Source organism: Arthrobacter sp. 10N44_2, from assembly GCF_056394385.1.
In genome coordinates this window covers 158806-182200 of record NZ_JBFTHT010000007.1, presented here as the reverse complement: position 1 = coordinate 182200, position 23395 = coordinate 158806, and the positions used below count along the sequence as shown (strand labels likewise).

The 23395-nt window shown below is 68.5% G+C and carries 19 protein-coding genes and 1 tRNA gene; 10 read left to right on the top strand and 10 right to left on the bottom strand.

The features are described 5' to 3' along the window. Positions 1-20: 20 nt before the first annotated feature. Both purD and AC1DBX_RS10310 read left to right on the top strand, forming a co-directional pair. Positions 21-1331 (top strand): phosphoribosylamine--glycine ligase, encoded by a 1311-nt coding sequence (gene purD, locus AC1DBX_RS10315; RefSeq protein WP_476855508.1) that lies wholly within the window; start codon positions 21-23, stop codon positions 1329-1331. Continuing rightward, positions 1328-2341 carry a phosphoribosylaminoimidazolesuccinocarboxamide synthase gene (locus tag AC1DBX_RS10310; RefSeq protein WP_476931686.1) on the top strand — a complete coding sequence of 338 codons (1014 nt, stop codon included), beginning with the start codon at positions 1328-1330 and terminating at the stop codon, positions 2339-2341. The genes purD and AC1DBX_RS10310 overlap by 4 nt, the downstream gene beginning before the upstream one ends. Before the next feature lie 33 nt (positions 2342-2374). Here AC1DBX_RS10310 and AC1DBX_RS10305 read toward each other — a convergent pair whose 3' ends face one another. Continuing rightward, complete coding sequence (locus AC1DBX_RS10305; RefSeq protein WP_459385576.1) at positions 2375-3640, bottom strand: helix-turn-helix domain-containing protein; 1266 nt, start codon at positions 3638-3640, stop codon at positions 2375-2377. Positions 3641-3771: 131 nt separating this feature from the next. On the opposite strand from AC1DBX_RS10305, the gene AC1DBX_RS10300 reads away from it, so the two are divergent. Then, on the top strand, positions 3772-3990 hold the full coding sequence (locus AC1DBX_RS10300; protein ID WP_018776166.1) for a hypothetical protein: 219 nt from the start codon (positions 3772-3774) through the stop codon (positions 3988-3990). Positions 3991-4227: 237 nt separating this feature from the next. Here the strand turns inward: AC1DBX_RS10300 and AC1DBX_RS10295 are convergent. The 5 genes from AC1DBX_RS10295 to AC1DBX_RS10275 form a co-directional block, all read right to left on the bottom strand. After that, a tRNA-Pro gene (locus AC1DBX_RS10295) sits at positions 4228-4304 on the bottom strand. 128 nt (positions 4305-4432) lie between these two features. Next, the gene (locus AC1DBX_RS10290; RefSeq protein WP_476931685.1) at positions 4433-6358 is read right to left on the bottom strand and encodes an ABC transporter ATP-binding protein; all 1926 of its coding nucleotides are present in this window, start codon (positions 6356-6358) and stop codon (positions 4433-4435) included. Then, positions 6355-8178 (bottom strand): ABC transporter ATP-binding protein, encoded by a 1824-nt coding sequence (locus AC1DBX_RS10285; RefSeq protein WP_476855512.1) that lies wholly within the window; start codon positions 8176-8178, stop codon positions 6355-6357. Before AC1DBX_RS10285 ends, AC1DBX_RS10290 begins: the two co-directional genes overlap by 4 nt. A 347-nt stretch (positions 8179-8525) precedes the next feature. Then, positions 8526-9473, bottom strand: coding sequence for a metallophosphoesterase (locus AC1DBX_RS10280; protein ID WP_476855513.1), 948 nt, complete (start codon positions 9471-9473; stop codon positions 8526-8528). A gap of 3 nt (positions 9474-9476) precedes the next feature. Further along, positions 9477-11768: a transglycosylase domain-containing protein gene (locus AC1DBX_RS10275; protein WP_476859255.1), complete on the bottom strand. Its 2292-nt coding sequence runs from the start codon at positions 11766-11768 to the stop codon at positions 9477-9479. Between the two features lie 37 nt (positions 11769-11805). Here AC1DBX_RS10275 and AC1DBX_RS10270 point away from each other — a divergent pair, with 37 nt between their 5' ends. The 3 genes from AC1DBX_RS10270 to AC1DBX_RS10260 are packed head-to-tail and all read left to right on the top strand — an operon-like array spanning position 11806 to position 13482. Further along, the gene (locus tag AC1DBX_RS10270; RefSeq protein ID WP_003797879.1) at positions 11806-11961 is read left to right on the top strand and encodes a DUF4177 domain-containing protein; all 156 of its coding nucleotides are present in this window, start codon (positions 11806-11808) and stop codon (positions 11959-11961) included. A gap of 2 nt (positions 11962-11963) precedes the next feature. Beyond that, positions 11964-12554 (top strand): RidA family protein, encoded by a 591-nt coding sequence (locus AC1DBX_RS10265; RefSeq protein ID WP_476872246.1) that lies wholly within the window; start codon positions 11964-11966, stop codon positions 12552-12554. Positions 12555-12570: 16 nt separating this feature from the next. Beyond that, positions 12571-13482 carry an NUDIX hydrolase gene (locus AC1DBX_RS10260; protein WP_476931684.1) on the top strand — a complete coding sequence of 304 codons (912 nt, stop codon included), beginning with the start codon at positions 12571-12573 and terminating at the stop codon, positions 13480-13482. Positions 13483-13879: 397 nt separating this feature from the next. On the opposite strand, the gene AC1DBX_RS10255 is transcribed toward AC1DBX_RS10260, so the two are convergent. Then, on the bottom strand, positions 13880-14557 hold the full coding sequence (locus tag AC1DBX_RS10255; protein WP_011693220.1) for a Crp/Fnr family transcriptional regulator: 678 nt from the start codon (positions 14555-14557) through the stop codon (positions 13880-13882). Positions 14558-14772: 215 nt separating this feature from the next. Between AC1DBX_RS10255 and AC1DBX_RS10250 the strand changes: the two genes are divergently transcribed. Further along, entirely contained in the window at positions 14773-15957 is a 1185-nt protein-coding gene (locus tag AC1DBX_RS10250) for a MarP family serine protease (RefSeq protein ID WP_476850249.1), read from the top strand. Between the two features lie 50 nt (positions 15958-16007). Here the strand turns inward: AC1DBX_RS10250 and AC1DBX_RS10245 are convergent, their stop codons facing one another. The 3 genes from AC1DBX_RS10245 to acs form a co-directional block, all read right to left on the bottom strand. Further along, a complete protein-coding gene (locus AC1DBX_RS10245; RefSeq protein WP_476931683.1) occupies positions 16008-17201 on the bottom strand; it encodes a DUF2332 domain-containing protein in 1194 nt (397 codons plus the stop codon). A 2-nt stretch (positions 17202-17203) separates the two neighbouring features. Beyond that, positions 17204-17680, bottom strand: coding sequence for a type II 3-dehydroquinate dehydratase (aroQ, locus tag AC1DBX_RS10240; RefSeq protein ID WP_230009056.1), 477 nt, complete (start codon positions 17678-17680; stop codon positions 17204-17206). Positions 17681-17882: 202 nt separating this feature from the next. After that, positions 17883-19913 (bottom strand): acetate--CoA ligase, encoded by a 2031-nt coding sequence (gene acs, locus AC1DBX_RS10235; RefSeq protein ID WP_476931682.1) that lies wholly within the window; start codon positions 19911-19913, stop codon positions 17883-17885. A gap of 431 nt (positions 19914-20344) precedes the next feature. Between acs and AC1DBX_RS10230 the strand changes: the two genes are divergently transcribed. The 3 genes from AC1DBX_RS10230 (at position 20345) to AC1DBX_RS10220 (ending at position 23361) form a co-directional block, all read left to right on the top strand. Then, entirely contained in the window at positions 20345-21817 is a 1473-nt protein-coding gene (locus AC1DBX_RS10230; RefSeq protein WP_476931681.1) for a hypothetical protein, read from the top strand. A 96-nt stretch (positions 21818-21913) separates the two neighbouring features. Next, on the top strand, positions 21914-22684 hold the full coding sequence (nth, locus tag AC1DBX_RS10225; protein ID WP_230008030.1) for an endonuclease III: 771 nt from the start codon (positions 21914-21916) through the stop codon (positions 22682-22684). Further along, positions 22681-23361 (top strand): NUDIX hydrolase, encoded by a 681-nt coding sequence (locus tag AC1DBX_RS10220; protein WP_230008029.1) that lies wholly within the window; start codon positions 22681-22683, stop codon positions 23359-23361. Before nth ends, AC1DBX_RS10220 begins: the two co-directional genes overlap by 4 nt. Positions 23362-23395: the final 34 nt, after the last annotated feature.

Here is a 23395-nt window from a genome sequence, read left to right as displayed (position 1 = left end):
ACCACGTACCCTTGGAGACTGTGAAGGTACTTGTCATCGGCCCCGGCGGCCGCGAACACGCCATTGTCCGATCCTTGCTTGCAGACCCGAACGTTTCCGAGGTCCACGCGGCCCCGGGCAACGCCGGCATCAGCGCGCTGGTCCCCACATATGCGATCGACGCGAACGATCCCGACGCCGTCGCGGCGTTGGCCCTCAAGCTCACCGTTGACCTGGTGGTGGTCGGTCCGGAGGCGCCCCTCGCCGCCGGCGTGTCCGACGCCGTCCGCGCCGCCGGCGTCCCGGTCTTCGGCCCCAGCAAGGCCGCGGCCCAGCTGGAAGCGTCCAAGGCATTCGCCAAGGAAGTCATGGCCGAGGCCGGCGTGCCCACCGCAATGGCCCGCGTTGCCTCCAACGCCGGGGAAGCCGCCGACGCCCTCGATACCTTCGGCGCCCCGTACGTCGTCAAGGACGACGGGCTCGCGGCCGGCAAGGGCGTCGTGGTCACCTCCAACCGGGACGAGGCCCTCGCGCATGCCCAGACCTGCTTCGACGCGGGCGGCACCGTGGTGATCGAGGAGTTCCTGGACGGACCCGAGGTCTCCGTGTTCGTCCTTTGCGACGGCACCAACACCGTGGCCCTGTCCCCGGCGCAGGACTTCAAGCGCATCTTCGACAACGACGAGGGCCCCAACACCGGCGGCATGGGCGCGTACACACCGCTGGAGTGGGCCCCCGAAGGCCTCGTGCAGGAAGTGATCGACCGCGTCGCCCAGCCCACGGTCAACCAGATGGCGCACCGCGGCACCCCGTTTGTCGGCGTCCTCTTCGTCGGCCTCGCCCTGACCTCGCGCGGCACGCGGGTCATCGAATTCAACGTCCGGTTCGGCGATCCCGAAACCCAGGCCGTCCTCGCCCGGCTCAAGACGCCCCTCGGCGGGCTGCTCATGGCAGCGGCCAAGGGCGAGCTGGACAAGGTGCAGCCGCTGCGCTGGTCCAAGGACACGGCCGTCGCCGTCGTCGTGGCCGCCGAAAACTACCCCGACACCCCGCGGACGGGCGACCGCATCCGGGGCCTGAAGAAGGTCGACGCCCTGGACGGCGTCCACGTGATCCACGCCGGGACCAAGCTCGACGGCGAAGGCAAGGTCGTCTCCGCCGGCGGCCGCGTCCTGGCCGTGGTGGCGCTGGGCACGGACCTCGTGGAGGCCCGGGAGCGGGCGTACGACGGCGTCGAGCTCGTCCAGCTGGACGGCAGCCAGTTCCGCACCGACATCGGCGGCAAGGCCGCCCGCGGCCAGATCCGGGTAGCCGGGCCGGGAACCGCGGCCGCGTCGAAAGCGAAGGCATGAACGTGACCGAATCCGCAGCGCCGACGCCCGGCACCCAGCCCGAGACCACGCCTGAGACCCCGCCTGAGACCACGCCTGAGACCCCGCCCAAGGGCGGGCTCGACACCGCCACGCAGGACCTGCCCGGCTGGCGGCACGTCTACTCCGGCAAGGTCCGCGACCTCTACGTCCCCGCGGATCCGGCCGTCGCGGAACGCTTCGGCCAGGATTGTGTCCTAGTGGTGGCCAGCGACCGGATCAGTGCGTTCGACCACGTACTGGCCAGCGAGATCCCGGACAAGGGCCGCATCCTGACCCAGCTGAGCCTGTGGTGGTTCGACCAGCTCGGCGTCGCGCACCACGTCCTCGCCTCCACGGCCGACGACGGTGTCCCCGCCGCCGTCGAGGGCCGGGCAATGATCTGCAAGAAGCTGGACATGTTCCCGGTCGAATGCATCGCGCGCGGCTACCTCACCGGCACCGGGCTCGCGGAGTACCGCGCGTCGGGCACAGTGTGCAGCATCCCGCTGCCCGCCGGCCTGGTTGACGGGTCACGGCTGCAGGAGGCGATCTTCACGCCGTCGGCCAAGGCCGAGGTGGGCGAGCACGACGAGAACATCACTTATGACGCCGTCGTCGGCCTCGTGGGTGCGGACGTCGCGGCGGACCTGAGCAGGCTGACCCTGGAGATCTATACCAAGGCCGAGGAAATCGCGCGCGGCCGCGGCATCATCCTGGCGGACACCAAGGTGGAGTTCGGCCTCGACGCGGCGACCGGCGTCATCACGCTCGGCGACGAGGTGCTGACCCCGGATTCCTCACGGTTTTGGGATGCGGCCACGTACCGGCCCGGCCAGGCGCAGCCGTCCTATGACAAGCAGTATGTGCGCGACTGGCTGACCTCGCCGGAGTCGGGCTGGGACAAGGCCTCGGACACGCCCCCGCCCGTCCTTCCGGCCGACGTTGTGGCGCGCACCCGCAGCCGCTACGTGGAGGCCTACGAGAAGCTCACCGGCCGGACGTTCGCCTAGCCGGGCCGTTCGCCCAGCCCGGTCCGGCCGGGGCTAGGCTTCCGCGGAAGCGGCCTCGGCCCGGCGCTGGGCGAGCTTGATCTCGAGCACGGCGTCCAGCGCCTGCTGGACCCGGTCCGAGGCGCCCGCCGCGCTGAACTCCTTCTGGGCTTCCTCAAGGTACACCAGCGCCTCCGCGGCCTCCCCGGCAGCCTTGAGCGCCTTACCCAGCAGCAGGGAGACCTCGCCGGCCGTGTGCCGGGCCAGAGCCTCCCGCTCGGCATGGATCTCGCGCAGCTTCTGGACGGCGGCCACGATGTCGCCCGTGAGGTAGAGCCAGCGGGCCCGGATGAAGGCGACCTCCAGCTGGTCGGTCTTGTTGCCGCCGACAATCGACAGGGCCAGTTCGGCGCGCTCGATCGATGAGAGCGTCTCGGGTTCGACGATTCCCGAGGACAGGCGGACGGCGGCGGAGGCCTTGTTGAACCGGGCCCACAGGTCGATGTCGTTGGCCGGGGAGAGCAGCCGGCCGGCCCGCTCGTGGTACTTGATCCCCTCGGGATAGTCGTGGCGCATGAAGGCCACGTTGCCGATCACCCAGGCCACCTCGCCGGCGAGCTGGGACATCGAGTGGTCGTCCATCTGGTCGTTCATGGCCTGGCAGTACTCCCAGGCCTCATCGAGCCGGCCGCTCTCGGCCAGGGCGCCAATCAGGGCGCGGAGGGCGCCGATGATCATGGTGGAGCCTTTGGGCAGCTGTGCGCAGAGCCGCACCGCTTCCTGCGCATGCTCGACGGCGGCGGTCAGCTGCCCCTGGCCCTGCGAGGCTGCGGCGAGCATCTGCTGGGCCCGGACGCCGAGACCGGCAGACTCCGCGGCCATCGGGTGCTCCAGGAGATTCTGGACCACGTCCTTGCACTCCTGCCAGAGCCCCTGCTTGATCAGGCACTCGGCCTGCATATAGGTCATGTTCCACCACGCGCTGGTGTTCTTGGCCTCCAGGGCGATCTTGGCGGCGGCGGCGGCGTGGGTGGCGGCCACGGGGTAGTCCCGGAGGTCCCAGGCCTGCCGGGCATACAATCCCGCGAGCACGTATTCGGCGTCGCTGACGGACACCGGCTGGCTCCAGGCCTCGAGCGCCTTGGGGGCCAGTTCAAGCCGGCGGGCAAGCTCCTCGATGACATCGGCGGTCGGCTCGCGGCGTCCGGTTTCCAGCAGAGAAATGTAGCTGGGGGAGTACAGGTCACGGCCCAACTCCGCCTGCGTCAGGCCCCGTTCGAGCCGTTCCGCGCGGAGCTTCTCCCCAAATCCGTTCCCCACGGATACCTCCTAATTCCGGACATTCTTTGTACTAAATGCTTGACAGTCTCTGTAGAAACCATTTTACAATGTGTGTCAACAAGGGTAGTGCTGACTTGGTTAAGGAACCCCAACCCATATTGAGGAAACTTATGTTGAAGAAGATTGCAGCCGGCGCCGTTTTGGCGGGCGCACTGGCATTCTCCGCCGCGGCCCCGGCCGTGCTGTCCGCTGCTTCACTTACCGATGTCTCAGACGTTGCCGCCGTCGGCAACTGGCCCGATCCCATGCGCACCGCCCAGGCGGTGGGCAACTGGCCCGACCCCATGACCCACTCGCTGAACGTCGGCAACTGGCCCGACCCGATGTAACAAGCCCGATGTAACAAGCCCGACACGGCAGGCCCGGCGCAGCAACGGCCGGCTGCCTGCGGCACGGATATCCGGCGCAGCCCCGGGAGATTTCCTCCCGGGGCTGCGTTGTGTCCGGGGGGCAGGGGCCGGGCCCTGGGCCGGGACGATCGCCGGTGCCGGTGTCATGAAATCGTGCCGGACCTACCACCGGACATACAAAAGAGGACCCTCCGTGTGGAGGGCCCTCTTTGTGTTTGGTCGGGATGACAGGATTTGAACCTGCGACCTCGTCGTCCCGAACGACGCGCGCTACCAAGCTGCGCCACATCCCGATCCGTTGCTTCAAAAGCAACTTCACAAGAGTATCCGATCATGGCCCCGGATGTGAAATCGGGCGCCGGCCGGGACGTGTCCCGCCGTCGTCCCGGCCCGGACGCCGACCGGTCCCGGCAGGCGCTGTTCAGACCAGCGAGTCTTTCCAGGCGCCGTGGAGCCGGGCGAAGGCGCCGCCGTCGCCGATCAGCTGCTCCGGGGTGCCGTCCTCCACGACCCGTCCGTCGTGCACCACCAGCACCCGGTCCGCCGTCTCCACGGTGGAGAGCCGGTGGGCAATGATCAGCGCTGTCCGCCCGGGACCGGGGGCCGAGTCCGGGCCGGGGGCCGAGTCTGCAACGGGCTGTCCGCCGCCCGCCTGTCCACCGGACGGCCGCTGGCCGGCCTCCCGGGTGCCGGCCTCCCGTGTCCCGCGCAGGAGCCCCGCGAGGCCCTGCTGGACCATGCGCTCCGACGGGATGTCCAGCGAGGACGTTGCCTCGTCCAGGATCAGCACGGCCGGGCGGGCCAGAAACGCGCGGGCGAAGCTGATCAGCTGGCGCTGCCCGGCGGAGACGCGGCCGCCGCGCTTGTTGACGTCGGTGTCGTAGCCGTCCGGCAGTTCCATGATGAAGGCGTGCGCCCCCACCGCCCGGGCCGCGTCCTCGATCTCCGCACGCGAGGCTTCGGGCCGGCCCAGGGCGATGTTGTCCGCCACGGAGCCGCTGAACAGGAAGGCCTCCTGGGTGACCATGACGACGTTCCGGCGCAGGTCCTCGGTGCTGAGCTGGCGCAGGTCCACGCCGTCGAGGGTCAGCGACCCGGCGGAGACGTCGTAGAAGCGGGCAATCAGCTTCGCGAGGGTGGATTTGCCGGCGCCGGTCTGCCCGACGAGCGCGACCGTCTGCCCGGCGGGGATGTGCAGGTCCAGCCTCGGGATGACCACCGGGCCGTCGCCGTAGCGGAATTCGACGCCGTTGAAATCGATGCTGCCCCGCGCGTCGTACAGGGCCGCGGGTGTTTTCGGCGGTCTGACAGTGGGGACCTCCTCGAGCAGGCCCGAGACCTTTTCCAGGGCCGCCTGGGCGCTTTGGAAGGAGTTGTAGAACATGGCCATCTGGTCCACCGGCTGGAAGAAGCGCTTGGCGGACAGGATCAGGGCCAGGAGCACGCCGACCTCCAGGTCGCCGCTGAGGACCCGGAAGCCGCCGGTGAGCAGCACGAGGGCCACGCACACGTTCCCGATCAGCACCAGCCCCGGCTGGAAGATGCCGTTGAGGTTGATGGAGCGGACGGTCGCGCGGCGGTAGTCCTCCGACAGTTCGGAGTAGCCCGCGGCATTCTCGCGTTCCTTTCGGAAGGCCTTCACGGCGCGGATCCCGGTCATGGTCTCCACGAAGTGCACGATCAGCCGGGCCGAGACCACCCGGGATTCGCGGAAGGCGATCTGGGAGTGCTTCTGGTACCAGCGGGCCAGGAAATACATCGGCACGCCGGCGGCCAGCACCAGCACGCCGCTGCGCCAGTCCAGGGCGAACACCGTCACGGCGGTAAACGCCATGAACAGCATTCCCGAGGCCAGCGAGCTCACGCCGGAATCCAGGAGTTCGCGCAGGGCCTCCAGGTCCGAGGTCTGCCGGGCGATGATGCGCCCCGAGGTGTATTTCTCGTGGAATTCCAGGCTAAGCCGCTGCGTGTGGCGGAAGACCCGGACGCGGAGGTCCAGCAGCATCGCCTGGCTGAGCCGCGCCGTCGAGGTCACGTACAGGGCGGTCAGGCCGGCGGCCACGACGGCCGCGGCAAGGTAGGCGGCGCCGGTCAGCACCAGGGGCAGGTTGTCGCCGGCGCGCACGGCGGGCAGGGCGTGGTCGATGCCGAAGGCGATCAGGGCCGGCCCGGCCACGCGGGCGGCCTGGGACAGCACGACGGCGCCGATCGTCAGCCAGAACCGGGCCCGGACGGGGCGGATCAGGGAGCCCAGGAGGGTCAGGGAGCGTCGCCGGACGGCCTTGCTTTCGTTCCTGCTGAGGTGCGCGTTGTCCTCATTGGCGGTGCCGAACGTTGCGCTGCTCATCGGGAAATCTCCTCGGACTGGTCCTCGAGGGCGGACAATTCTGAATCCAGGTCCCGCGGTTCCGGGTCCAGGCTGGCGATCACGTAGCGGTAATGGCTGTTCTTGGCGAGCAGTTCCGCATGGGTTCCGACGGCGGCGATCCGGCCGTCCTCGAGCAGGGCCACCCGGTCGGCCAGCGCCACCGTGGAAGGCCTGTGGGCCACGATCAGCGTGGTGGTGTCCGCGAGGACCTTGCGCAGCCGGGCCTCGACGAGGACCTCGGTGTTCACATCCAGCGCCGAGAGCGGGTCGTCCAGGACCAGCACGGCCGGTTTCGCGGCGATGGCCCGGGCCAGGGCGATGCGCTGGCGCTGGCCGCCGGAGAGGCTGAGGCCCTCCTCTCCGATCAGGGTATCGACCCCGTCCGGCAGGGAATAGGCGAAGTGGGCCTGGGCGACGTCGAGGGCTTCCTCCAGGGCCGCGTCGCGGCCCTTCGCCGATCCGGCGTCGGGCGCGCCGAGCAGGACGTTGTCCCGGACGGAGCTGGAGAACAGCGTGGTGTCCTCGAACGCCACGGAGACCACGGTGCGCAGGTCCTCCACCGCGAACTCGCGCAGGTCCACTCCGTCGATGGTGATGGCACCGCCGGTGACGTCGTAGAGGCGGGGGACCAGCTGGAGCAGGGCGCTCTTGCCGCCGCCCGTGATGCCCACGAGGGCCATGGTTTCGCCGGGGCGGATGTCCAGGGTGATGTTCTTGAGGATCGGCTTGTCCGGGGCGTCCTCGAACGCGAACGAGGCATTGCGGAAGCTGAGGGCACCCTTGAGGCCGGCCGGGCGGCGGGGCTGGTCCGGGCTGGTGATCGTGTTCTGCGCGTCCATGACCTCGAAGTGCCGGTCCACCGCGGACTTCGCGGTGAGGGCCATCGCCAGCAGCATGCCGCAGAACTCGACTGGCGCGGCGACCACGGCGGCGGTGGCGAAGAAGGCCACCAGGGACCCGATGGAGAGCTGGTCCGTGGAGGCCAGCAGGATGCCGACGACGAGGCCGGCGCCGAGCGCGAGTTCGGGCAGGAGCGTCACCACCAGGCTGAACGTGGCCAGGTGTTTGGCCTTGGCGATCTCGGTCTGCCGGAGTTCCTCGGCCTGTTCGTTGAAGTTCTCCAGGGCCTCCCGGCTGCGGCCGAAGGCCTTCAGGACGCGGATGCCGTGCACGGATTCCTCGACCGTGGTGGCGAGGTCCCCGGCCTGGTCCTGGCTGCGCCGGGCCACCTTGCTGAAGCGGGTGCGGAAGCGGAATCCGTAGATCATGATCGGCACGGCGGCGGCCAGGAAGATCAGGGCCAGCTGCCAGCTCATGGCAAACATCACCGCGACGCCGATCACCACGGTGAGCGTCGTGACCACCAGCATGATGGCGCCGAAGGCCATCCAGCGGCGCAGGAAGTTCAGGTCCGTCATGGCCCGGGACAGCAGCTGACCGGAGCCCCAGCGGTCATGGAAGGAAACTGTGAGGTCCTGCAGATGCCCGTAGAGCGAGACCCGCATCCGGGTCTCGACGGTGGTGGCGGGATTGATGACGAACTGCCGGCGCAGGGCCACGAGGCCCGCCTCGGCGATGCCCAGGACCAGGATGAGGAGCGAGGCAGTCCAGACGGCTTCCGCGCTGCCGCCGGGGGTCAGGGACTCGTTGACCAGCACGCGCAGCACCTGCGGGATGGCCAGTGCCATGACGCTGGCCAGCAGCGCGCAGAGCAGGCCCATGACCAGCCGGGGCAGGATTGGCCTGACGTGCGGGTAGAGACGGCTGATGGAGGTGAAGAATGAGCTCTGCTTGGCCATGCCTGCTTCTTAAGACGCCCGTGCATAGATCGCACCGTTGAATGTAGTTTCCTGTAGCAACTACCCTAGGCCATCGGGTGACCGGATTCACACGTTGTTCAGCGCTCCCAGCATCTCGCCCAGTCATTGCGATCCGCAATAGGTGCGGGCGGCGGGTGGCCGTGGGACATGTCCGGTGGTGCCGGGCCCGGTGGGACATGTCCGGTGGTGGCCGCAGCGGGTGGGCATTGTGGGCCTATGCCCAGTGCCCGCGACCAGGGGAGGGCATGTCCCGTGGGCTCGGGCGCCAGGGGAGGGCATGTCCACCGGCCAGGCCGGAGGGCGGGCAGCACTGGCCGCGGCCAGGCCTAGGCGCGGGAGGTCAGCGTGAGCAGAACGGCTTCGGGCCGGCAGGCAATGCGGACAGGGGCGAAGCGGGACGTGCCGATGCCGCCCGAGACGTTTACCGGCGTCGTCCTCCCGTTGCTCTCCCAGGTGTGCAGCCCCCGGGCCCGCCAGGTGGGCAGGTCGCAGTTGGTGACCAGGGCCCCGTAGCCCGGGACGCAGATCTGGCCGCCGTGGGTGTGGCCGGCCAGGAGGAGGTGGGCGCCGGCTTCGGTGAAGTGGTCGAGGACGCGCTGGTAGGGTGCGTGCGCGACGGCGATGCGCAGGTGCGGGTCGGCGTCCCGGCCCTTGGTCCCGCGCGGCCAGCCCGCGTACCGTTCGAGGCGCAGGTGCGGATCGTCGACGCCGGAGAAATCGAAGCGCATGCCCTTGAGCACGACCGACTGGCAGCGGTTGGTCAGGTCCACCCAGCCGGACATGCCGAACTCGGCACGCAGCCGGGGCCAGTCGAGCCTTTCCGGGTGCTTGCGCTCGCCCGAGGGCCCGAGCAAATATGACGCCGGGTTCTTCAGGCTCGGGCCGAAGTAGTCGTTCGAGCCGGGGACAAACACGCCGGGAAATTCCAGCAGGGGCCGCAGGGCCGCTACGAGGGGGTCCACGCCCTTGGCATGGCTGAGGTTGTCGCCCGTGTTCACCACGAGGTCCGGCCGTAACTGCGCCAGGGAGGACAGCCACTGCGCCTTCCGGTGCTGGCCCGGAACGAAGTGGATATCGGACAGGTGCAGTATCCGGAACGGGCCGAACCCGGCCGGCAGGATGGGGAGGGTTTCCTCCCTGATCACAAACTGGTTCTTCTCCCACAGCCCGTAGCCGGTAGCGGCCGCCCCCGCCGCCGTCCCGATCGCGGCGGTCACGGCAAAGCCGCGTCCGATGCTTCGAACGCGGCTCGCCAGGTCATTGCCCAGGGTCATCGGCTACTTCTTGCCGGAGGACTTCGTAGGTGCCGGAGTCGGGTCGGCGGACGGTTGTGTGGCCGGCTCGGTGCTCTTGGCGGTCGGAATGGAGGTCCGCGGCGTTGAGATCGGGTCCGGGACCGGGGCCGGGGAGTACAGCATGTCCGACGGCGGGGCCGGGAACGGATCGGTGCCGTAGGCCGGTGCCACCTGGGCCATGTAGTTCGAGAACTGCGGCCCGGCGATCATGTAACCGTCGATGCCCTTGTAGAAGTTGCCGTTGATCGTGACGTTCTGCCCGGCGCGCTGCTGGTTGCCCAGGGGATCGCCAAACCACGTGGCCGTTGCCAGGCCGCTGGTGTAGCCCGCCACCCAGGTGGAGCTGTTGTTGTCGTTGGTGCCGGTCTTCGCCGCGATGGGGAACGTGGTCCGGGTCGAAATCCGGGGCTGGATCAGCGAGCCCGAGCCGCGGTTGAGCACTTCCTGCATGGCGTACGCGACGCCGTGGGCCACCTCGGGCTTGATCGCGTCCCGGCAGTTGGGTGACTGGGCCGGCAGCTGCGCGCCGGTCGCGTCCGTCACCGACTCGATGGCCATCGGTTCGCAGTACTTGCCGTTGTTGGCGAAGGTGGCGAATGCGCTGGCCATGGTCAGCGGCGCCGTCTGGCGGGCGCCGATCAGGCTGCTCAACCGGGTCATCGGAACCTTGGGGTTGGGATCGTCGCCGTTCGGGCTCGGCAGGCCTTCGTGGATACCGACGGCATCCACGATCTTCTGGATCCCGCAGAGGTCCACCTGGGCGGCAGAGGCGAACGTGATGGTGTTGATGGAGTTCGCCAGGCCGTCAAGGACCGACATGTACTTGTAATGGTTCTCGTCCGCGTTCTGCAGGTCGTGGGTGCCGGCCGTGTCGTCGTACGAGTCGGTCGTCGGTGTGGGGCAGGTGTTCTTCCACGGGAAGCCGGGCGGGTATCGGCGCACGGCGCCGTTGAGCTGGGTGCTCATCGACTTGCCCTCGTTGAGCCACTCCGCGAACGTGAACGGCTTCATCGTGGACCCGGGCTGGAAGCCGCCGAGACCGTTGAGGTCATTGCCCTTGGCGTCCTGCACGTCCACGTTGAAGTTCTGGGTCTGGTCGAACTTGCCGTCGGCCGGGAACCAGACGGTGTTCTGGGCCATGGAGACGATCTTGCCCGAACCAGGCTGCACGGACACCAGCGAGGCGCCCCACTTGTCCGGGTTCGCGCCGGCCGATCCGTCCACCTGGGCCTGGGCCACGGACTGGGCCTTCGGGTCCAGCGTGGTCTTGATGGTCAGGCCGCCGCGGAAGATCTTCCGCTCACGCTCGGCAGCGTCGGCCCCGTACGCCGGATTGTTCAGGAGCAGGTGGAGCACGTAGTCGCAGAAGTACGGCGCCGTCTGCGAATACGCACAGCCCTGGCGGGGCTGGGTGACCTTGGTCTGCACCGGCGTCGCCACCGCGGCATCGTAGTCGGCCTGCTTGATCTTGCCCTGCGTCAGCATCGCGTGGAGCACGAGGTCGCGACGGACCTTGGCGTTCTCCGGATTGGTGATCGGGTCGTAGTAGGAGGGGCTGTTCACGACGCCGGCCAGCAGGGCCGCCTGCGGCAGGGTCAGGTCCTTGGCCGTGGTGCTGAAGAAGAACTTGGACGCGGCCTCGATGCCGTAGGCGTCCCGGTTGAAGAACACGATGTTCAGGTAGCCCTCGAGGATCTGCTCCTTGGTGAACTTCTTCTCCAGCGCGATGGCCAGCTTCATTTCACGGAGCTTGTCCCCGACGCCCTTGTTGACGCCGTTGAGCAGGACCTCGTCGCCCTTGCCTTCGGCCTCCAGCGAGGAGTTGATGACGTTGTTGACGTACTGCTGCGTGATCGTGGACGCGCCCTGCTTGTTGCCGCGGGCGGTGCTCACGAGCGCGCGCAGGATGCCGGTGGTGTCCACACCGCCGTGCTCATAGAAGCGGCTGTCCTCGATGGCGATGATCGCGTCCTTGATGTGCGGTGACATCTGGTCCAGCGAAACACGGGTGCGGTTTTCCGCGTAGAGGTTCGCGATCGGGCTGCCGTCGGACGCCAGGATCGTGGTCGACTGGCTCGGCGGATCGACCTTCAGCTCAGCGGGGAGCGTGTCAAAAAACTGGATCGAACCGCTCGCCGCACTGCCCGAGACGGCCGCCGCGGGGACCAGGAGGCCCGCCACTAGGACACCGCAAATAGCGCTCACGCCCAGGAAAAGAAAGATCTTTCCGAGGGTGGTGGCCGTGTCGAATAAAGGGTTCTTGCCAGTCGCCATGTTTTCCACTTTACCGGCAACGACTAGGCTTTATGTCATGACCAAATGGGAGTACGCCACGATTCCGCTCATTATTCACGCGACAAAGCAGATCCTGGACCAGTGGGGTGACGATGGCTGGGAGCTCGTCCAGGTTGTTCCGGGACCCGATGGAAACGGCCTGGTTGCCTACCTGAAGCGGGAGAAGCAGTAACCATGAGCACCCCCTCAGAAGCCGTTCCGGCCACGCCGGCGGGCGCGGAAAACATCTCCGAAAACACGGCCGGCGCAGCGAGCCACACGGCCGGCGCGGGCGCGTCGTCCGCCGTCGAACAGCGCCTCGCGGAGCTGGGCCTGACGCTCCCCGACGTCGCCGCTCCGGTCGCGGCGTATGTTCCGGCCGTGATTTCCGGCAACCACGTCTACACCTCCGGGCAGTTGCCGTTCATCAACGGCAAGCTCGAGGCCACCGGAAAGGTTTCCACCGGTTCGGCGGGCGCCTCCGACGAATCCACGGTGTCCCCGGAGGACGCGAAGGCCTACGCTGCCGTCTGCGCCGTCAACGCCCTGGCCGCCGTCAAGAGTGTGATCGGCGACCTCGACCGCATCACGCGGATCGTCAAGGTTGTCGGATTTGTATCCTCCGACCCTTCCTTCACCGGCCAGCCCGGTGTCATCAACGGCGCCTCGGAGCTGCTGGGCCAGGTCCTCGGCGACGCCGGCCAGCACGCACGTTCCGCCGTCGGCGTATCCGTTCTGCCGCTCGACTCGCCTGTCGAAGTCGAACTGATCGCTGAATTCGCCTAGTAGACCGGTTACTTCGTTGCCTCAGTTAGAACGCCGCCTGTTCGTCCTGCCCCCGGATCTTGAGGGAGCAGCCCGCAGCTGGATTGAACACGGTGAGCGGACGCCCCGCGCGCCCCGTTTGGCCTCCTCCGTGATCCTGCTGCGGGATTCGCCCACGGGCCTGGAGACCTGGCTCGGCTACCGGACGGGGTCCTCCCCGCTCGGTGTCCTCGCCTTCCCCGGCGGATCGCTGGAATCCACCGACGACGACGCCGTCGGCTGGCTGGGACCCTCACCCCAGCACTGGGCCGAGCAGATGGGGACGTCCGACGTCGGGCTGGCGCGCCGACATGTCGTCGGCGCCATCCGTGAACTGTTTGAGGAGACCGGCATCCTGCTGGCCGGCCCTGACCTGTCCACCACGGTGGAATTGACCTCCAGCGCCGACTGGATGCGCGCCCGCGAAGCCGTGGCCGAGCAGGAGAAATCCTTCACCGACCTGCTCGCCAAGCGCGGGCTCTCGCTGCGCACTGACCTGCTCAAACCCCTGGTGAACTGGCTGAGCCCCGACTTCGCGCACCGCCGGTTCAACACCCGGTACTTTGCCGCCACCGTGCCAGTGAACCAGCAGCCCTCGCTGCTGGCCAGCAAGGGCGCCTGGGGCCGCTGGGTGTGCGTCCGGAAAGTCGTGAGCGAGCGGGACAGCACCGTGCTGGGTGACGAGGTAGGGCAGGAGAACACCGTCGGCCGGACCCTGGGCGAACTCCTGGTCCCCGGCTCGGAGATCATGCTTGAGAAGATGGCCAAGGCCAACGGCTGCATCGCCTACCTCAGCTACAAGCGCAAGGCCCACGTGTACCAGCCGAAGCTGGTCGAGGAAGACGGCCGGCTCATGCTTGAAGTCGAAGCAGCCAAAACGATCGCCGGCGAACCGCAGCGGGAACGCTAGGCCCGGGGAGCGCCGACGCCACGGAAGGCTGACCCCATGCGGGCGGCCTGTTAGGGCTTGGCCCGGGCGGGGAGCCGGGCGATTCCCGGGACATGCCCCGCCCTGCTCCTGAGCACTGGACATGTTCCTTCGTGCTGCGTGCCGGCCCGGGACATGCCCTCCGGTGGACCTGACAGGTGGACATAGTGGCATTATGTCCAGTCGTTGCAGCCGGGGCTGGACATGTCCCTTGATGCCGGGTGCGGCCCGGGGACATGCTCCGCCCCGATCCGCACCAGTGGACATGTCCCGCGGACAACCAGCCCGAAACCGCCACCGCGAATTAACGGCAGAAGATTAACGGCAGAAGGCCGGTCCCGTTTCCGGGGCCGGCCTTCGTGGTTGCTGCTGGGGATCCCTAGCGGGAACGCTGGCGCAGGCGCTGCATGTCAAGGATGACGACGGCGCGCGCTTCCAGTCGCAGCCAGCCGCGCTGCACGAATTCTGCGAGGGCCTTGTTGACCGTTTCACGGGAGGCGCCAACCAGCTGTGCGAGCTCCTCCTGCGTCAGTTCGTGGGCGACCAGGACGCCGTCGGTCGCCGGGCGGCCGAAGCGGTCGGCCAGATCCAGCAGCGCCTTGGCCACACGGCCCGGCACGTCGGAGAAGACGAGGTCGGAAAGGGAATCGTTGGTGCGGCGCAGGCGGCGTGCCAAGGCCTGCAGCAGCTGGGCCGAGACCTCGGGGCGGGTGCGCAGCAGCGCGTTGAGGCTCTCGTTCTTCAGGCCGGCGAGACGCGTCTCGGAAACGGCAGTTGCCGTGGCCGTGCGCGGGCTGGGGTCGAACAGCGCCATTTCGCCGAAAAGTTCGCCCGGGCCGAGGATGGCCAGCAGTGATTCGCGGCCGTCCGGCGACGTGCGGCCGAGCTTCACCTTGCCGGAGACGATGAAGTAAAGCTGGTCACCCTGGTCGCCTTCCCGGAATACCGAGGCACCGCGTGAAAGGTCCACCTCGGTAAGTTCGTCCGTCAGCAGACGGAACGCCTCGTCGTCGAGCGTGGCGAAAAGGGGTGCGCGGCGCAATACCTCGATATCCATGAAATCTCCTGACTAGCTGTGTCGGCTGGGGCGCTTCAGCCATTCTTTCAGAATTTTGGAGCTTCTGTGACGTAGTTGGCACGGAAACGCCCGAAGGGGCCGAAAGCGAACGGCTCGGGAAGTCCGCGCAGATCCCTGTGCAGGCTGGCGGCCGGTCGGCAAACGTTCAGCTTACACCGGTAGAATCGTCGCTGAACTGTCTGTGAGGAGCCCCGGTGTTTGGCTTGACCATTTTGGACCTGCTGTTGGTTGTGGCGCTCTTGTCCTACCTGATCCACGGTCTTCGCAACGGCTTCCTTGTGACGCTCGGAGGCATCGCGGGATTCGCGGCAGGCGCCGTCGCCGCCTTCGTCTCCGTGCCCATCGTCAGCGGCCTCGTGGAGGACAGCGGCTGGCGCCTGACGGCGATCGTCGCCACGGCGGTCCTTCTGATGATCGTGGGCAACGGCCTCGGCACCATGATCGGGCGGCGAATCCGCAGCGTGGTCCCGTTCAGCCCCCTGCGGGCGGCGGACCGCCTCGTGGGCGGGGGCGTGAACGTGGTGGTGTCCGCCCTTGTGATGTCGATGCTGGCGTTCAGCATCGGGGCCCTGGGTGTGCCGTTCGTGTCCCAGCAGCTCGCGGAATCCAAAGTCATCAGGTTCATCGACGGCGTGACGCCGATGCCGGTCAAGGCATCAATGGCGCAGCTGCGTTCCGCCGTGATCGGCGAGGGAATCCCCACGCTGCTGGACGGCTTCGGCCAGAGCCAGCCCGTTGCCGTTCCGGACACCAGCACCGACACGCCGGCGCTGAACAAGGCCGCCGCGTCAGTGCTCAAGATCGCCGGAACCGCCTACCAGTGCGGCCAAAACCAGACCGGAACAGGCTTCGTGGTCGCCCCCGGGCGCGTGGTGACCAACGCCCATGTGGTCGCCGGGGTCGACGAACCAGTGGTGGAAACGCCCGGTGGCCGTGCACTGCCTGGGCGCGTTGTGTACTTTGACTCCCAGCACGACCTCGCCGTCGTGGCCGTTGACGGTCTGCGCTCGGAACCCCTGGCGCTGGCTGCCGACCTGCCGTCCGGCAGCGCTGCGGCCTTTGCCGGCTATCCGCACGGCGGGCCTTTCCAGTCCAAACCGGCCACGGTGCAGGACATCGCCACCGTGCTGGTCCCGGACATCTATGGCAAGAATGCGTCGCCCGAGGACGTCTACCGGCTGGCCGGCGACGTGCAGCCGGGCAACTCCGGGGGTCCGCTCCTGACCATGGACGGGCAGGTGGCGGGGGTGGTCTTTGCCAAGGCCACAACCGAGTCTTCGCTCGGATTTGCGATCACCATGAATGACCTGAGCCCCGTGGCGGCGCAGGCGCCGGGTCTGGGCAGCGCCGTTTCGTCCGGACAGTGCATCAAGAAATAGCAGGCTGCCGCGCAGGCACTAGCCACAGTCAGGCCCGAGCCGCACGCAGGTTAGAGCCACTCCAGGCTCTGCCCGTGCGGGCCCGTGATGGCTGCCGGCTGGCCGTCCTGCAGCAGCAGGAACCGGCCGCGAAGCCGGGCGTCATCCATTTCCGGGACCACGCTGGACCCGTCTGCCTGCACCACCACCGTGTGGCCTTCGTTCGAGAGCCAGTGGCAGCCCCGCTCCGCGGCAAGATCCGCCATGGTGCGCCGGAACCGGGAGCGGCCGCCGGCATCCAGGTACGCCATGACGGCGCTGTGGAATACCACCAGGGCGGCGTCGGCCGGGGCGCGGCCGGCGAGTTCCACAAGTTGTTCGTTGAGGTCGCCGGCCACCAGCAGCGGCGGCCGTTCCCTGGCAATGGCGATCGCCTGGCGCAGCCGTTCAAGCCGGAACTCCTGCTCCGGCCAGACGAGGGCTTCGAGCCAGGCGACGTCGGCCGGGTCGCGCACGTCCAGGGGGTTGAGGTCGATCCCGGCACGCCATGCCACCCGGGGGATTTCCGCCGGCAGCGGCACCGGGCCCGAGGTCAGGCAGCGCAAGACCGGAAACGTGGCAGGCCGGGCGCCATCCGGAACCAGCCGCGTCGTCCTTGCTTCCGCCGCCGCCGGGTCCGCCGCCGACTCATCCGGTGCCCCCGCCCCGGTGTCGACAAACTCGTAACCGTAGCGGTCAGGGAACAGTGCCAGCCCCGCCGAGGCGCCCACCTCGATGAGGGCCAGCGGCCGGCCCTCTGCCGCGGATATCTGCGCGAGTGAGGGCAGCAGGGTGGCGCAGCGGCCGGCCTCGTTCGTCTGCGTGGACCGGGACAGCACGATTTCCGAGACCGCGTCCCAGTGATGGTCCAGGAACCTCCGGAAATCGCGGTAAGGGCTGATCTGCGCGCCGAGGAACCGGGCCGCGGCGAGGATCAGCAGCGGCTGGCGCTTGTTGTGCGGCCACTGATCAATCCGCCGGATCACCTCGGCGTCCCCGGCGATCCCCACGGACCACGCGGCATAGCAGGGGGAGGAGCCGGGGGCGTCGACCGTGCCGAAGTGCCGGTACCACTGCGCTGTGTCTGTGTCTGTGTCTGTGTCTGTGTCCGTGTCCGTAGCCGTAGCCGCGCCCGGTGCTGTGTCCGAGGCGGTGCCCGTGGCAGGGGCCGGAGCTGCGGACGGTTCCCCGGATGCTTCCGCCGCCGCGGGTTCGGCGGGGGACATGCTCAGTCCCCGGCCGCGTGCAGCCCGGCGAGGTATTCCACCGCGAAGCGGTAGCCCAGGATCCCGGCGCCGGCGATCACGGCCTTGCTGATGTCCGAAAGGTAGGAATGGTGCCGGAAAGGCTCGCGGGCGTGAACATTGGTGATGTGCACCTCGACCGTCGGCAGGGCAACAGCGGAAATGGCGTCCCGGATGGCCACGGACGTGTGCGTGTAGGCGCCGGCGTTGAGCACGATTCCCACCGCCTTCCCGCGGGCGGCGTGGATGGCGTCCACGAGGGCCCCTTCATGGTTGGACTGGAAGCACTCGACGTCCAGGCCGTGCGCGGCACCGGCGTCTTTGGCGAGCTGTTCGACGTCGGCCAGCGTCGCCGTCCCGTATTTCTCGGGCTCGCGGGTGCCAAGCAGGTTCAAATTGGGTCCGTTGAGAACCAGGATGGTGCCGCGGCCGGCAACGGTGGCGGAGGTGGCTTCAGTCATGTCTGCAAATCTATCGCGCCGCGGCCCGCGCGCGCCGTTCGTTACTGCGGCATTCTTCGCTGCTGCGGATGTTCCCGCCGCGGCCGCGTCGACAGACAGGACCAACGACGACGGCGGCGCGGCCCACCACGGTGGGCGGCGCCGCCGCCGGACAAACAGGCCAGCCAAACACAGCCGACGAACCCTTATCGGAACGAGCCGGCTATTTCTTCAGCGACTGCGCGATCTGGGCCATGACGGTGTTGTCTGCCAGGGTGGTCGCGTCGCCGACTTCGCGGCCTTCGGCGACGTCCTTGAGCAGGCGGCGCATGATCTTGCCGGAGCGGGTTTTGGGCAGTTCCGGGACCACGAGGATGGTTTTGGGTTTGGCGATCGGGCCGATTTCCTTGCCCACGTGGTTGCGGAGTTCCTGGACGATCGCGTCGCCGGTGTCCACGGCGTCGGCGCGCAGGATCACGAAGGCGACGACGGCCTGTCCGGTGGTCTCGTCCGCGGCTCCGACGACGGCGGCTTCCGCCACCGCGGGGTGGGACACGAGTGCGGACTCGATTTCGGCGGTGGAGAGGCGGTGGCCGGAAATATTCATCACGTCATCGACCCGGCCCAGCAGCCAGATGTCGCCGTCCTCGTCTTTCTTGGCGCCGTCGCCGGCGAAGTACATGGTCTCGAAGCGGGACCAGTACGTTTCCTTGAACCGCTCCGGGTCGCCCCAGATCCCGCGCAGCATGGCGGGCCACGGTTCGCGGATTACGAGGAAGCCGCCGTGGCCGTTGGGTACGGATTCGCCGAGTTCGTCCACGACGTCCACGGCGATGCCCGGCAGCGGGACCTGGGCCGAGCCGGGCTTGGTGGCCGTGACGCCGGGCAGCGGGGCGATCATCTGCGCCCCGGTCTCGGTCTGCCACCAGGTGTCCACGATCGGTGCGGGGTTTTCCTTCCGCTCGCCGTTCTTGCCGGCGTTGCCGCCGATGACCTCGCGGTACCACATCCAGGCCTCGGGGTTGATGGGTTCGCCGACGGAACCGAGGACCCGGATCGAGGAGAGGTCGGACTTGGCCGGGATGTCCTTGCCCCACTTCATGAAGGTGCGGATCGCGGTGGGGGCGGTGTAGAGGATGGAGACCTTGTACTTCTCCACGATTTCCCACCAGCGGCCCTGGTGCGGGGAGTCCGGGGTGCCCTCATACATCACCTGGGTGGCGCCGTTGATCAGCGGGGCGTAGGCGACGTAGGAGTGCCCGGTGATCCAGCCGACGTCGGCGGTGCACCAGTAGACGTCGGTCTCCGGGTGGAGGTCAAAGACCGCCTTGTGCGTGTAGGCGCCCTGGGTGAGGTAGCCGCCGGTGCTGTGCAGGATGCCCTTGGGCTTGCCCGTCGTGCCGGAGGTGTAGAGGATGAAGAGCGGGTGTTCGGAGTCGTGCCCGACGGCGGTGTGTGTGGGGGACGCGGCGCCGACGGTGTCCGCCCACCAGTGGTCCCGGCCCTCGTGCCAGTCCACGTTCTGGCCGTTGCGCTTGACCACCACGACGTTCTGCACGGTGTGTCCGGTGCCGTCTCCCTCGTGGGACAACGCCTCGTCGACGGCCGGCTTCAGCGCGCTGGGCTTGCCGCGGCGGTAGGTGCCGTCGGCCGTGACCACGAGCTTGGCCTCGGCGTCGTCGATCCGGGAGCGCAGGGCTTCGGCGGAGAAGCCGCCGAAGACCACGGAGTGGATCGCGCCGATCCGGGCGCAGGCCAGCAGGGTGATGACGGCCTCGGGGATCATGGGCAGGTACACGGCGACGCGGTCGCCCTTGGCCACGCCGAGGGACTCGAACGCGTTCGCGGCCTTCTTCACCTCCTCGGTCAGCTGCGCGTAGGTGTAGGTGCGGGTGTCTCCCGGCTCACCCTCGAAGTAGATGGCCACCCGGTCCCCGTTGCCGGCCTCGACGTGCCGGTCCAGGGCGTTGTAGGCGGCGTTGACCTGCCCGCCGACGAACCACTTCGCGAACGGCGGGTCGGACCAGTCCAGCGCCTGGGTGAAGTCCTTGGACCAGCTCAGCAGCTCCCGGGCCTGCTTCGCCCAGAACGCGGGACGGTCGGCGTCGGCCTCCGCGTAATCGGCGGCGGTGACCACTGCGTTCGCGGCGAACTCGGCCGAGGGCGCGAAACGGCGGTTCTCCTGGGACAGGTTTTCGAACGCATCGCCCTGGGGTGTCTGCGTGGCCGTGGAGCCGGGTGTCTGCTGGGACATGGTGAACCTCATCATTCATCGATCCGGGCTGCGCGGCCGTGCTCGCCACCGTCGCGCCGGGCCGCATGCGCGACGTCGGGCGGCGGCAGACGGCGGCAGTGCCGCTAGCGCTGTCTGGAATCAACACTAATACTTGGGTCCGACCAAACGTGCGCCCCGTCACAAACAGCACCGTGAGCGGTGTTCGTTAAGCGCCGAGTGGTCTGTCCCCGGCGCCGGACGGCGGGCCGGGGCAAGCGTCCGGGATTCGGAAATCTGGGGAATTCTGCTGCGTCCGCCCACGGCTTGTCAGCTAGTGATCGGCCATTCACTTGGCTAGGCTGAGATGAAGTTGTGACATCCGATGGAGGCGACAGGACCGCTGGCGGTCCTGTCCTTGCCTGCCGTTAGACGGCGCTGTCCAGGGCGCCGCCATGCTAAGGAGATACGGAATGAACGAGCAAGACAACGGGCAGCTCCGGGCGCCCGCCCAGAACCAGGGTGGAACGGCGCAGCCGGGGCCCGCCGGGTTCGGGGATGCGCCACGCTTCACGGTGGACAAAAAGACCGGGAAGAAGAACGAAGCCGTCCTCGGCCCGTTCACCATCCGTGACCTCACCGTTTTCGGCTCCACGCTGCTTCTTTTCATCGCCTCACTGATTCCTATGTTTGCCTTCGCCTACAACCTCTGGAACCTGGGCAGCCTCTTCTTCCTGGGCCTGGGCATCGTGCTGCCCCTCATTGTCACCGCGTTGTTTGTGGCCCGCCGCCTCAGCCCGTCGACCAAGATCCGGATCGGATCCCTGTCGATCGACCAGTTCGCGTCCGTTGTAGCGTCCTTCACGCTGGCCTTCTTTTTCCTCGCCGCCGCCGGGGCGTTCGTGCCGAGCATGCTGATCGCGCTCCTGGGCGCTTTGGGGCTCTTCGCCGCCACGGTGCTGGGCCGCTGGATCCCGTTCTTTGCCGGCGACTTCCTGGGCCGGGAGGACGCGCCTGCCCACGTGGTTGCCCGCGAAGCTGTTGTCCCGGTGCGAAAGCCCCGGGCACCGAAGGCGCCGAAGCAACCGAAGCAACCGAAGGAATCCAAATTGACCAAGGACGCTGCGGGTGCAGGCGCAGCCGGGGCGGGCGCCTCTCTGGCGGCCGCATCCGGCCAGGTTGCGTCCGGCCCGGTTGCGTCCGGCCAGGCCGCTTCCGGGGAGGCCGCGGGCTGGGCCAAGCGTCCGGCCACCGGCAGCCAGACGGCCACGCCGGCGGCAACCACACCTGCCGGGGCATCTTCGGCGGGTGCGGCGTCCGCCGCGGCCCCCAGCGCTGCGGCCCCCGGCGCACCGGAGACCCAGATCTCGGGCGTGGTGCCAGCCGCCGGCGCGGCTGCCCCGGCATCTACGGATTCATCGGCGGCCCCGACGCAGGCCCCGGCTCCGGAGTCTGCTTCGTCCGCCGCGGACAAGACCCGGACCGCGGGCGTCCCTGCTGCAGCCGGTGCCGCCGCCGCTGGTGTCGCCGCCGCTGGTGCCGCTGGTGCGGCTGCACAGACCGCTCCCGCCGCGGAACAGACCCAGGCCGCGGAACAGACCCAGGCCGCCGGCGTGCCGGCCGCCACCGGCGGCAGTGCCCCCACTACGGTCAACCCCCAGGTCCGGCCGCAGGAACAGGCCCGGCCGCAGGAACCCATCGGCGCGACCGTTGATCCCGCCAGCCGGCCCGCGGAGGATGATGTCCACCCCGTGCACGAGGCCTTCTGGTTCGCCGTCGCGCAGCCCCGCACCGCCGTCGATGTGCGCACCGGTGCCCCGGCGTTCGTCATTGAACCCGGCGGCTGGGTCCTTGCCCTGGAGGACCGCGGCAACGAGTTCCTGGTCCAGCACACCGACGGCCGGCTCGGCGTTTTGCGGGACCTCAGCAACATCGAACGCGGTTAGTCCGCCGCCGTGACCACGGAATCCGGCGGCTCGGAACCCGGCAACCCGATCCCGGGGAGCGCCAAGCCGGGTGCGCCGCGGGCGTCGGGGGAGTCAATGCTGGCGCTCAAGCGCCGCGCGCGCCGGATCAACCGGGAACTCGCGGAGCAGTACCCCTATGCCCACGCGGAGTTGGACTTCCGCACGCCGTTCGAGCTCGTGATAGCCACGGTGCTGTCCGCGCAGACCACGGACGTGCTGGTCAACCAGATCACGCCCCTGTTGTTCGCGCGCTACCCGGATGCGCGGCGGATGGCGGAGGCGGATCCGGCCGAGCTGGAGGCCATCATCAAGCCCACCGGCTTCTTTCGCGCCAAGGCCAGAAATCTTCTGGCGCTGTGCACCCGGCTGGTGGACGAGTACGACGGCGAGGTGCCGGGCCGGCTCGCGGACCTGGTGACGCTGCCCGGCGTCGGGCGGAAAACCGCGAACGTCGTGCTGGGCAATGCCTTCGGCATCCCGGGCATTACGGTGGACACCCACTTCGGCCGGCTGGCCCGGCGCTTTGGCTGGACCGAGTCGGATGATCCGGTCCGGATCGAGTCGGACGTCGCTGAGCTGTTCGAGCCGAAGGACTGGACCATGCTCTCGCACCGCGTCGTCTTTCACGGCCGCCGTGTCTGCCATTCCCGGAAGCCGGCGTGCGGCGCCTGCGCGGTGGCCAATTGGTGCCCCAGCTACGGCATGGGGGAAACCGACCCGGAGAAGTCAAAGAAATTGCTGAAGTACGAACTCGCCCCGGGCCAGGAGCAACTGCTGGCCCGGCTGCTGGCCGAGACGCACCGCGCCGCGGAAATCCGGATGGAATCGCAGAGGAAACAGCCGTGACCGCGCGCCAGGACCTCGTCGAGCTCGTTGCCGCGGTGGAGGCGGGCACGGCGCCGGCCCCGGATCCGCGCTGGCGGGAACTCGCCGTCGAACCCGGCGAGCGGGTCCGTAGGGCGGCGGTGCTGATGCTCTTTGGTGCGCTCGACAACGTCCCCGCTGTGTCCGAGAAGTTGCTGGCTCCGGCCGATTTGGACGTGCTGCTGCTGCAGCGGGCCCAAACGCTGGAGGACCATCCCGGGCAGGTGGCGTTTCCCGGCGGCGGCATCGATCCGGGTGAGTCCGTGGTGGACGCGGCCCTCCGCGAGGCGGAGGAGGAGACTGGCCTGAACCCTGCGGGGGTGGACGTACTCGGCGTGATGCCTGAACTGGCCCTGCCCCGGGGCAATTTCCTGGTGACGCCGGTCCTGGCCTGGTGGGCTGCCCAGTCGCCGGTCCGGGTGGTTGACTACGGTGAATCCGCGCAGGTGTTCCGGGTCCCGGTCAGGGACCTGCTGGACCCGGACAACAGGGTGATGGCCACGGTCAGCCGGGCCGGCCAGACATTCCAGAGCCCAGCCTTCACCGTCAACGGCGTCGTGGTGTGGGGTTTTACCGGGATGATCCTGAACCAGCTTTTTGAACAGCTGGGCTGGGCCGTGCCGTGGGACCGCGCGCGGCTCTACGGGATTGATGTGTGAAGGCCGCACGGCGCCGGCCTGCCGGCCGGTCCGC